Origin of the sequence: Leptolyngbya sp. BC1307 (assembly GCF_002286735.1) — a bacterium.
Taxonomy (GTDB): Bacteria; Cyanobacteriota; Cyanobacteriia; order Phormidesmidales; family Phormidesmidaceae; genus Phormidesmis.
The window spans coordinates 1-11,974 of the sequence record NZ_NRTA01000077.1; the positions used below are offsets into that span (position 1 = coordinate 1).

Consider the following 11,974-nt stretch of genomic DNA (forward strand, 5'->3'; position numbering starts at 1 on the left):
ACTCTGGCTTAGCGCTAGACTCATTCGTCTCTTCGACTGTACCTCCACCCGCCTACGCTCTGTCATTTTATCGCCTACCCTCTTGACATTTAATAGCAACTAGTGAGAACGCTGTCAGCATCAAGGAAAAACCGTTCTCTCAAGATCTTCAGATGGCCTTGTCGAATCCAGACTGCTGCTTTTGTCTGCAAACTTTGCCAGTAGCGCAGGGGTAGGCACGCATATCAAAAGGGCTTTGGGAACTACTTCCACGGTAACTGGGGTAGTGCCCAAGCACTCTCCATCTGCATGGACATCTAACGGTGGATAGCTTCTAATCTCAATCTTAGAGGCTCGATAAGTCTTAAGCCGTTCGTGGGGCAGCCGTTCGCCCCGCATAGCTGTAAAAAGTTGGCGCAGGTGATCCCATTTGGAGGGGTTATCGATGTAGATTACGTCCAGCTTGCCATCGTTCATTTTTGCGTCAGGCGCTAAAGCAAACTCTACCCCATAGCGAGGGCTGTTGCAGATATTGACTTGCAGCGTGCGCAGACGACGCATCCGTCTACCATCGAAGCGCAAGACCAAACGGTGCGGTCTAAACTGTAAAAAAGTTTTTATCCCTAAAAAGGTACTTTTGAGGGCAGCTAGATAATTTTTCTTGATTCCCTCTTTGACTTCATCTCCACAAGGAAAGAGTGAGGCTTCTAGACCCACGCCTACCACTTCCATGAAGTAATAATTGTTAGCCTTGCCCATATCAAACCAACCGCACCCACCCTCTACCAGTGTCTGGATGGCTTGGGTCAAATCGTCGGGAATATTCAAGCTACCCGCGATGTTATTGCGCGTTCCGAGCGGAATAATGCCTAGCATAGTTTGAGTATGCGCTAGCCCGCGTGCTACGGCTTCGATCGTGCCATCGCCTCCCGCTACAATAACAAGCTCAGCGCCCGCTTGGGCGGCAGCAGCAGCCAGACCTTCACCGTCTTCATCGGGTGTGGTTGTACAGATTTCAGCTTGAATACCTTGAGTTTGCAAAGCCTCTGTAAGGTCAGTTAATAATTGAGGATTCTCGGCAGGTCCAGAAGTAGGATTAATGATGAGTCGAGTATTCATCTTTGTAGTTCTTCTATTGGTTTGAAGCTGAAGATATTTTAAGGGCGTGGGGTTGAACCTGATCATACACACTCGCTTCGCAAAAGGTCTATTGTCCGTTAGTTATGTCCAAACGATGGGGAGCACATCATTCTCTAGCGGAAAAAACACTATCGAGTTATTCAGTCAGATAAGCACATCGCAGCTTGAGAATTTGCTGCAAGCTCTCAGTGCCTCCAGAACGACTCATTATTGTCACAATGTAATAACTTAAACCTTGTCCACGTCCAGAATTCATCGTAGGAGATGTGCTCAATTCCGAAGAAGTCGAGGCAGAAGGCAGGGCTATTTCACCATGAGGACGCCCTATTAGCGCCAGTGTCATCCCACAATTGATGTCTGATTGCGCCCTGCTCCCAGCTTCACTCTCCAGAATCCCGAGTCTGGTCGGTGTGGGCAGTTCAGGAGTTACATCCGAGTCTGATGAGTAGGACTTTCACCTACATCCAACTGAGAGTTCAGCCTTAACATCCGAGGGGATAGTAGGCTGGAAGCCTTTGTCTATAAGGATTATGTCATAGCTTCTGGGCCTCAACGAATCGCACGTGGACTATACCTTTTTGGGGGTTAGTGCAAAAAAAACCAAGTTGATTCCTCCTTGCACACTCGGCTTATCTACATCGCACCGCTACTTTGGGGCCTAGTAGCAGCAAGCGTCTTCTCAGCTTCACTAAAAGCTCGGAAGAGCCGCATTGAGACGATCTGATCTGCCTACTCTAAAGTGTCACCCGGCGTTGAACCACCCCCAAAGCTTGAGTACAATTGTCCCGAGAGCAGCACCCGCTGCTAACCGAGCATGAGCATCCGAGGCTTCATTATGAAACCCCCTCTCTGCCTATTCTGCAAGCTTTTGTCCTGTACTGAGATGCTTAGGTGATATTACGGACAGTATCAATCGCTATTGAACAGTCACAGATCGCAGCACAAACATCCTTTATATCCTGGTCGTTCATATCGAAATAAGAGGGTAGGTTTAAACCTCGTCCTGACACCTGATGAGTCACAGGTGTCAGATGACGAGAGCTTAGCTTGTACATTGGCATGTCGGAGATTGGGTAAAAGTAGGGTCTAGTTTCAATGCCGCGTTTTGCGAGTAATTGCATAAATCTGTTGCGCTCAGCAGAAGTCCACCCATCGACTTCCATACAGACTTGCCAAAATACATTTTCTGCCCAGTGAGCGGTGCGATTGAGTTTAATTTTGGGATGGGAAGAAAGATGTTGGTAATATTGTTCAAAAATAGTTCTTTTTTTCTGGACAAATTCATCGATGCGTTTCATTTGGGCGAAGCCGAGCGCTGCTTGCAGGTTAGTCATGCGATAGTTGAATCCGATTTCAGTGTGCCAGTATCGCTGGGTGGGGCTCATGGCCTGAGAGCGTAAGTGCCGTGCTCTGTGATAAACGTCTGTGTTATCAGTGGTGAGCATTCCTCCTTCGCCGCAGGTCACAATCTTGTTGCCATAGAAGCTGAATATGCTGCAATCTCCTAAAGCACCTGTTCTTTTCCCCTGAATGGTAGCACCGTGAGCCTCAGCGGCGTCTTCTATCACAACAATATTGCGGGGCTTTGCGACAGCCTGAAGCGCCGGAATGTTAGCAGGGTGACCGTATAAGTGAACCGCGATAATAGCCTTCGTTTTGGCGGTAATCGCTTGATTAACCTGTTCGACATCTATGCAGAGTGTCTCTCGATCAACATCTACAAAAACAGGCTTTGCACCTGTATAAGTAACCGCGTTAGCCGTAGAAATAAAGGTAAGATCGGGAACGATGACCTCATCGCCAGATTGGATGCCGTAGCTCAAAAGAGCGAGGTGTAGGGCGGTTGTCCCGCTGGAGGTGGTGAGGGCGTATTGGGTGCCGCAGTAGGCTGCGAAAATCTCTTCAAAGCGATCAATATAGGCTCCCTTTGAGGAAACCCAGCCAGACTGTACGGCATCTGTTACGCAGGAGATTTCTAGCGCCGATATAGAAGGTTGAGATAGAGGAATGCGATAGTCCATTATTGACAGTACATTGTTGTAAGTGTGAAAGTTGTAAGGGTGAAGGTTGTAAGGGTGAAGGTTGTAAGGGTGAAGGTTGTAAGGGTGAAAGGTGGTATCGCCTGACGCTGTTGGCGCAGAGGCGGAATTTATTAAGGAAAGTGAGATGCAAAGAGTTTGGCGTTAACGTCTAGGCTATGCCGGCAATACCAGGCTCTGGCCTGATCCGCAACACTTTGGCACTGTTGCGCTGTCCAGGTAGATAGATGTTCCCCACTGATCGCATACTGTTTGTCCACAAAAACGCCATCGGGTTCTGAAGGGTTGTATCGAGTGCAAATGGGCATTAGCCCGTGGGCACAAAACGCTGCAAAAACCGAAGATTTGCCAAGGTCTCCGGGGAATCTTGAATAGTCTATGAGTCCGACTATTGAATCCAAAAGAATCTGACGAACGGTTTCAGCCGGTTGAAACCCCATTTCCTTGAAAACGATAGGTTCAAAGCTATTCGGATCTAGATTCAGTGGGGTACCGATGTCGCAAATCTCTTGAATGCCAAGTGCGTTACAGGTCTGTATCAGAGATGCTAAATCGCGATAGGCACGTTTGCGGTCAGAGCCCCCAAAGACAACGAGTTGTGGTTTGCGCTTGTTCAGCGGTTGGGCTTGATTGGGCTGAGGTTCGCCAATGGTTGAAAAGTCTGGAATGCACGTGACTGACGTGTTTGTCCATTTCTCCAGGTGAGTTTTAAAGTGATGGCTGTCGGTGATGACAGCATCTGCAATCCTTGCAAGCCTACGAGAGACAAGGCTCTGTAGGGGATTGAGGGCTCTGAAGCTTTTCCACTTTAGAGTCGGCAGTTCATGGAACATCACGACTAAGGGTAGAGTGCGCTGGCGGGCTAATGTCTCTAAGGCGTAAGTCAACCAGAAGGGAGCGTCTAGCTTGCCCTCCAGGTAAGGATAGTTACTGTAATGAAGAATGATGCCGTTGATGTCTTGCGGAATTAGGGAGAGAAAGCTGTCGGCTGTGTGAGTGAAAAGTCGATGGGTGTAGAAGCCATCTGTCTGATTGGGCGTTTTGCTGTCAGGACGAAATGCCAAAAACTCGGTTTCCTGTTGGTAAGACTGGGAAAGTTGCTTGGCAAGCAGTCGGGCGTAGTCGCCTACGCCATCGCTGTAAGGGGGCAGGCGGGGGACGATTTGGAGGAGTTTGGTCGGTTGAGTAGTCACAGGCAATACCGGAGATTTTGACGGATAAGAGAGGTTGCTATTTTTTTAGATTGGAGTTTACTGAAGGCTGTTGAGATATGATTTAACCCGCTCGGCCAGTAGCGGGCCAGAGCGCTGGTTAAACAGATTGCCAAAGAGACCTGGAATATTTTCGATTTCGATTTTCCCCTGGGTGGCCGACTGCCAGCCTAAGTCCTTGCCGTAAAGCCAGTCTGTGATTTGAACCTCAGCGCGAAAGAGCTTTATAGAGCCTGAGTAGCTTTGTGGCTGGTAGCGATCTGAGGCGATTACACTAGCTTGATGGGCGCGATCGCTTCGTTCTTCATAAGAGATGGCAGCCTCTCGAACAGACCTTTCTGTTGAACTCGCACCTCCGTCAGAGACGGGCTGCGCCGGTGGAATCTCCTCAGCACCCCGCCGCTGCAATTGCTGCCAAATCTTCTTGGGTAGCTGGGTTAGCTGCTTGCGGCCACCATGGTAGTAGTAGCTTTTACGTAGGGTAAAGTAGCTGAGCTGAAGCTTAGTTTGCAGCCAGCTTAGAGCATTGCGTGGCGCGGCGCTAAGACAGTAGGCGTCAACGGCAATGATGCTGTCAATTTTCTCCCCTTGGGCCTGAAGCTGTCTGGCGATTTCAAAGGCAACGGTACCGCCAAAGCAGTGCCCACCCACAAGATAGGGGCCAGTAGGTTGCACCTTTCGGATTTCTTGAATGCAGGTAGCCGCTAGCTCTTCGACTGTACGATGGGTAACGTTCTGGGTGTTGAAGTCCGGGCGCTGCATGGCGTAAAAAGGCTGGTCTGGCCCTAGCAGCCATGAGAACTTAGTCCATGTGAGGGCATCGGCTGAGCCACCATGAAAGAAGAGGGATCGCCGCGATCCTTCTGGCTGGATAGGCACCAGACTAGAAAAACGGCCTGCTTGTTGCTTTTGTTTGGGCAATTTGGTGGTGGAAAGCGCGTTTACTTGAGTATCAGAAAATTTGGCGGTGAGACCGATTACGACTGCTAATTCGGCAATGGTAGGTTGCTCGAATAGCTGGTTAGGGACGAGGTTGAATCCGGCTGCCCTCGCCTGAGAGACGATTTGAATACTGAGAATGGAGTCGCCCCCCAGATCGAAAAAATTGTCATTAATGCCGATAGAGCCAAGGCCAAGAACGCGCTGCCAAATTTTCAAGAGGCGCTCTTCGACTGGCGTACTAGGGACAGCAGATTGATCGGGGTTCAAGATTTTTTTGAACTGAGGTGCAGGCAGGGCACGAACATCGATTTTGCCGTTAGCGGTGCGGGGTAAAGAAGGTAATGGAACAACTGCGGTCGGCATCATGTAGGAGGGTAGGCTTTCTTTTAGGGCAGCTCTGATTACTACGGGATCAGATTTGGCAGCGCTGGAGTATAAAACAACATAAGCGAATAGTCGCTGAGGGGAGCTATTTGCTGTGTTTTCTCCTTTTAGCTGATAAAGTCTTTGGGCTAGGGCTGCTCGCTGGCCATCTGAGAGTGCAGCGACTCTCTGGTAGAGTTCCTTTTTCATAACACTGCCTCCTGATATATAGATTTGAGCAGGGCTTCAACAATTTGAGCAGCTCGTTTTTCATCCGAATAGCGACAGCAGCGATCGCGCATATTCCTAACTTCATTCTGGTAAGCGGTATCGGTTAATAAAGTTTGAATGTGGCTGCGCACTTTAATCGCGTCGTCTTTTGACTGATCACCTGTGAGCGCCAGCCGGTGATAAACCGCTCTCGCCTGATTGCCATTTTGATCGTCATGTCCGCGAGAATAAAGCAACATGGGAACGCCCGCTTGAACGCACTCTCGAATGGCGTTGATTCCAGCATCCATGACAGCGCAGTCTGCCTGCTGCAATATCTGAAGGGCAGGAGCCCAGGTAAAGGCATGAACATTCTGTGGTAGAGAAGCGCCTAATTGCTCGGGGCTTAGCTGTCCGCCGAGGCCCACGACTAAATCCCAATGGGGGCGGGTGGAAACCGCTTCTATTATCTTTTGTAAACGCTGCTGACTGCCTTTGACGAAAGTGCTACAGCCGCAGTAGATCAGGCACCGTTCGGGGCTAGAACGGCGTTTTTTGAAGATCTGTTCTAAAGCTTCGTAGGTGCTCCCGGCCACCTGCGGTTCCGGTCGATCTTCACGTATCGTCGGGCCGATATAGTGCATTGAGGGGTGAGGAACGTGAGGAAAATCCATCTCTAAGGCGTTCATACAGAGAACAGGAAGTTGATCGTGAGGATAGGGCACTAACCATTGGGTAAAGCCAAATCGCGATGGAAAGGGATGGCCGATCTGTTGTGCATAGCAGCGGAGGATCGAGATGCGATCCACTCCGGCTTGTTGCCAGCGATCGCGCTGATATTCTTTCCATTTTCGCCAGCTATAGCGCAGCCAAGTCCACTGAATCCCCAACCACTGACCGCGCCATCCTTCGCCGGGAACGACGCGGCTATGAATGGGTGGTAAGTTAGATCGTCTCCACACGGATAGAAACGAGCAGAGTAAAGCGGTGGGAATCTGGGCGGCGACTGCTGCCATAATATGGGCGTGCATTTCGTTGTGAATAAGCAACAGGTCAGGAGAGAGCGATCGCATCTTTTGCCCGAAGTTTTGAGAACCGTTTTCAACACCTAGCGTCTTAACAGCCTGCTGCTGACGCGATTGCACAGTTCGCAGCTTTTCCCACCAGCTCAACGGTAGACGGGCAGCGGGGAGATCGCGCTCAATCTGAACATAGGCAAAGCCTTGCGTGCTGAGTCGTTCTTTAAGATCGTCAGGGCTAGCGTAGGTAATGCGGTGTCCTGCTTGCTCTAGCTGTTTTGCGAGCGCAAGCGTGGTGTTGAGCATGCCGGTGTATCCAAGCGTGACGCAGACGATATGAGCCATGCTAGTGGGCCTCCTGAGTGGCGACTGTCTCGACAGACATCAGGAGTGCCTCCGCCTGATCGGGAGACAGGTTCTTGAGTGCTGCCACTAGCTCCTCAATGCTCTCTGTGTTGTTCTTAAAGGTCGGTTGTGACTGCGCTACCACTATCGCTTCTTGCACCGATTCTTGGGCTCTCAGCGCGTCTTCAATCTCGCTAAGTTCAATTCGATACCCACGAATTTTTACTTGGCGATCGCATCTACCTAGCCACTCCAGATTTCCATCCGAACGGTAGCGGCCCAAATCGCCAGTTCTGTAGCTTCTAGAGCTGCCAGTAAGACAAGACGCTTTTACGTAAGCATCAGCGGTTTTTTCTGGCTGGTTGAGATAGCCCTGAGTAACGCCATCACCGCTAATATAAATTTCGCCAACTGCGCCGATAGGAACAGGCTGAAGCATTCTATTTAATAAGTGGATTTGGGTGTTAGGAATGGGTTTGCCGATGGAGATAGGGCCGGGGGGTAGCGCTGCTGGCACCCGGTAAGCGCTGCACCAAACAGAGCCCTCGGTAGGGCCGTATTCGTTGTAAAGATCAGTGGTGGGTAGCTTCCGGTAGTGCTGCTGGGCCAACCTGCGAGAGCAGGCTTCACCGGCAACGATAACGGTTTGTAGCGTGGTCAGGTGCGATAAGTCAGCAGAATTTAGCAACAGGTCGTAAAGCGTGGGTACGCAGAGGGTATGGGTGATTTGGTGGTGGTCGATTAAACCGGCAAGCTGTTGCAAGTCTTGCTCAATATATCTGGGGGACAGCACTAATGTACCGCCCTGGCAGAGTGTCCAAAACAGCCCAGCGATAGAGCTATCGAAGGCGATAGAAGATAGCAGTAGGAAGCGCTTAACCGGCTGAGCATATACCTGGAAGCGGGCTGTCGTAGAATGAACTAGGTTTCGATGGCTGACCACTACGCCTTTAGGATGGCCTGTAGAGCCGGAGGTGTAAATAATGTATGCCGGATCTTGTGGCTGAGTCAGATTCTCTGGATTGGTCGTTGGATATGACTTAAAAGTCTCTTTGTCTAAATATAAAAAAGGAACAGACTGGCCAGACAGGAGAACTGACTGCTGAGTGACAATCAGGTGAGGATTGATATCTTGCAGGCAGTAGTCAAGGCGAGATTGGGGGTAGGTGGGATCTAAAGGGACATAGGCAGCACCTGCTTTGAGGATGGCCAGGATGCCGACGACCATGACTAGAGAGCGGTGGAGGCATAGAGCGATCCGTTTGCCGGGGGTGACGCCGTGCGATCGCAAACAATGTGCGAGCTGATTGGCCTGCTGGTTAAGTTGGGTGTAGGTGAGTGAGTGGCCTGCAAACGTGATAGCTGTCGCCTGAGGCGATTGCGCGGCCTGAGCCTCAATGAGCTGGTGGATGCACAGGCCATAGGGGTAGCCAGTCGGCGATTCGTTGAAAAACGATTGATCAGCAGGCGTCAGGCGCGGCAGATCGCCTAGCCTGCATTGAGGCTGGGTGACAAAGCTGACGAGCAGTTGCTCAAGATGGTCGAGCAAGCGGCTGATGGCGGCTGCTTCAAACCGGCCCGGATCGTACAAAAGCCGCAGGTCTAAGCAGCCCTCTTTACCGCTAAAGAGTCCTCTATTTAGCCCCTCATTTGGAAAAACCAACAGCGCCAAAGGATAATTGCTCTGTTCTACATATTGCACGTTGCTAACATCAAAGCCCGTCTCGGGAACTGAAGTCGCCGTCAGGTTTTCAAACGCCACAATGCTTTCAAACAGAGGACTACCTTGAGGCAAATTGCTCCAGCGCTGAATCGCGGTTATAGGAGTTGCTTCGTATTCTCTTATATTTAGCAATTGCTGCTGTCGGGCTTGCAACCAAGGAATCAGGGACTGCTGAGAATCGATAGATACCGATACGGGCAGCGTATTGATAAACAAACCCACCATCTTTTCAATATCTCTAAAGTCGGCTGGGCGACCAGAGAACACTGAGCCGTAGATGACCTGGGTACAGTCAGTTGGAGCAGAACGACCAAAATCACTATAGTGACTGAGCAACAGAGCCCAGGCTCCCTGTACGAGCGTATTCATCGTCAGCCGAGACTGCCGCGCCAGCGTAGTCAGCTGCTCTAATCGTTCAGCGTTAATCTGTTTTGACTGCTGTTGGTAAGGCTGGTTAGCGACAATATCTCCTGAGCGAGCGGCTGGTAGCGGAGTAGGCTCTGACAAGCTCTGTAGCTGATCTCGCCAAAAGGCTTCTGCTGCTGACAGGTCTTGATGCTGTTGCCACGTCACGTAGTCGTGGAACGGGCGAACTGAACCGCTAGCATCTTCAGAAAGTGCCGCATAGTCAGCGAGCATATCCTGCCAAATGAGCTGTAGCGACCAGCCATCATACAGCAGGTGGTGGCTACTACAAATGAAGCAATAGGTATTTTCACTCAGCCAAATCAGGGCCAACCGGAAGGCAGGAGCCTGGGTTAAGTCGAAGCCTTGAGCGCGATCGCTCTGTAAAAACTCAGCTAGCCGAGTCTTCTGCTCAGCCGCCGTCAGCGATCGCCAGTCTATCTGCTGCCACGGTAGCAGTACCTGATCTCGCACGACCTGAAGCGGCTCATCTAGCCCATCCCACAAAACGGCAGTCCTCAGTACCGGCTGCGATACCACCGTTTGTTGCCACGCCTGCCGCAACCTTTCGGGCTGAACATCGCCGCTTAGCGTACAGATAAATTGGTTGAGGTAGACCCCAGCCTCCCGATCAGCAAGGGTGTAAAACAACATGCCTGACTGTACCGGCGTCAGGGGGTAGATATCGATGACATTGTGCCATGGATTCTCTCCTGCCGCCGAAGGAACGCTATTTAGCAGGATCGAAAGCTGATTCCTCTGTTTTTCTGTGAGTTTTGCCAGAGCAGAAGCCAGCAGAGAAGCAGATGGAAGGTCATCACCTAAAACCGTATTGGCCGCTTTGGGGATAACCACAGCGGCTAGCTCAGACACTGTAGCGTGCTGAAAAATCTGGTTGGGCGATATGGCTAGCCCAGACTCAGAAATCCGCGCTGCGATTTGAATCGCCTTAATAGAGTCGCCACCTAAATCGAAAAAATTATCGTTAACACCCAAAAAATCGACAGACAACACCTGTTGCCAAATTTGAGCTAGCGTTTTTTCAAGCGGTGTTTGTGGGGCAACAAAGCGCTCTTGATCGGCCTGATGACCTATTTGCGGTGCCGGAAGAGCCTCCAGATCGACCTTGCCATTAGGGGTGAGTGGAATTTGTTTGAGCAGAACAAAGTGGGTAGGCCGTATATTGCTAGGCAGATGCTGAGCCAGAAAATCTCTCAGCGCTGCTGCCGTCACAGGATGTTCTCCACGGCTCACATAGTAAGCCACTAGCTGGTTAGAACTTGCCTGTTCTCTTTGCTCAACCTGCTGAACATCTGTCTGCCGAACAGCCGTCACCACGCAAGCTTTGACTTGGGGATGTGCGCCTAGGGCGGCTTCAATTTCACCTGGCTCGATACGGATACCGTTCAGTTTAATTTGGCGATCGCACCGCCCTAAATACATCAGCTCATCATTCTCTCCCCAACGCCCCAAATCTCCCGTACGATAAAGCCGTTCCCCTTCTCGCCAAATGAATCGCGCTACGGTCAGCTCAGGCCGGTTCAAATATCCTCGTGCCAGCCCAGGGCCACCAATAAAGATCTCTCCAGTCTCTCCCTCAGGCGTAGCCTTTAGAGACTCATCAAGTAGATAAATACTGGCTCCTGCCGCCGGATGTCCGATAGGCACTGAAGTAGGCGAATTCAACACATTTAAAGCCGAATCGAACTGCTGGATCATGCAGCCCACCGTAGCTTCAGTTGGCCCGTACTCATTAAAAAGGGCGATCTCAGCGCCCGTCTCAACCTTAGATCGACTGCATATTTCACTCGCCAGCGACGTTTTTAGATCTTCTCCCCCTAGAATTAGCACCTTCACTCGACTCCCCAGCGCCATTCCCTGTACCAGCGCGAGGTGAGAAGGTGTGAGCTTAATAACATCCACCGCGTTGTCTTGAAAAATACGCTGTAAGGAAAGATCGATAGCAGCCTCGTCTTCGGGATAGATGACAACCTGGCCGCCCGACAGTAAAGGCACATAAATCGAAGTTACGGTCAAATCGAAAGTCAGCGGTGAGAACAGCGGAAAGGCCAGCGCTTCTCCGTGGGTATATTGCTGCTGAGCCCACTGTACATAGTTAGCTAGGCTCCGATGCTCAATTTCTACGCCTTTCGGCAGACCCGTAGAACCAGAGGTATATAGGCAATAGGCCAACTGCTGGAGAGTGGGCGAACCGGACAAATTGTGATTAGGGAGCGACGCTAGATTAAGCGCGTCGAGGGCTAAAACAACCGCTTCTCCAGTCAGGCGGTCTGTCAAGTGAGACTGGGTGAGAACCCAGCGGGCCTGAGTGTCTTGCAGGACGTGTGAGATTCGTTCTTTTGGGTGGCTCGGATCGATTGGGACATAGGCTCCGCCTGCTTTTAGAACGCCCCAGATGGCGATCAGCATGTCAGGAGAGCGATGAAAGCACAGTGCCACAGGCGCTTCGTTTGGAATGCCCTGATGCTGAAGGAAATAGGCTAGTTGATTTGCTTTGGCGTTGAGCTGTTGGTAGGTAAGGGTGTGGCCGTCGCAGATGAGTGCGATCACCTCGGGCGACCGGGCAGCTTGAGCTTC

Annotated in this window: 6 protein-coding genes; all 6 read right to left on the reverse strand. The window is 50.9% G+C overall.

All coding sequences use genetic code 11. From position 1 onward, the window contains the following. Nucleotides 1-120: 120 nt before the first annotated feature. Nucleotides 121-1,098 carry a YegS/Rv2252/BmrU family lipid kinase gene (locus CKL79_RS20970; protein ID WP_170944149.1) on the reverse strand — a complete coding sequence of 326 codons (978 nt, stop codon included), beginning with the start codon at nt 1,096-1,098 and terminating at the stop codon, nt 121-123. A gap of 908 nt (nt 1,099-2,006) precedes the next feature. Continuing rightward, complete coding sequence (locus CKL79_RS20975) at nt 2,007-3,140, reverse strand: DegT/DnrJ/EryC1/StrS family aminotransferase (RefSeq protein WP_121971495.1); 1,134 nt, start codon at nt 3,138-3,140, stop codon at nt 2,007-2,009. A 131-nt stretch (nt 3,141-3,271) separates the two neighbouring features. After that, complete coding sequence (locus tag CKL79_RS20980; RefSeq protein WP_121971496.1) at nt 3,272-4,351, reverse strand: hypothetical protein; 1,080 nt, start codon at nt 4,349-4,351, stop codon at nt 3,272-3,274. 57 nt (nt 4,352-4,408) lie between these two features. After that, on the reverse strand, nt 4,409-5,884 hold the full coding sequence (locus CKL79_RS20985) for an alpha/beta fold hydrolase (protein WP_121971497.1): 1,476 nt from the start codon (nt 5,882-5,884) through the stop codon (nt 4,409-4,411). Continuing rightward, nucleotides 5,881-7,248, reverse strand: coding sequence for a hypothetical protein (locus CKL79_RS20990; protein ID WP_121971498.1), 1,368 nt, complete (start codon nt 7,246-7,248; stop codon nt 5,881-5,883). Before CKL79_RS20990 ends, CKL79_RS20985 begins: the two co-directional genes overlap by 4 nt. Before the next feature lies 1 nt (nt 7,249). Beyond that, nucleotides 7,250-11,974: non-ribosomal peptide synthetase (locus CKL79_RS20995; protein WP_121971499.1), on the reverse strand; the 4,725-nt coding region annotated here is incomplete at its 5' end.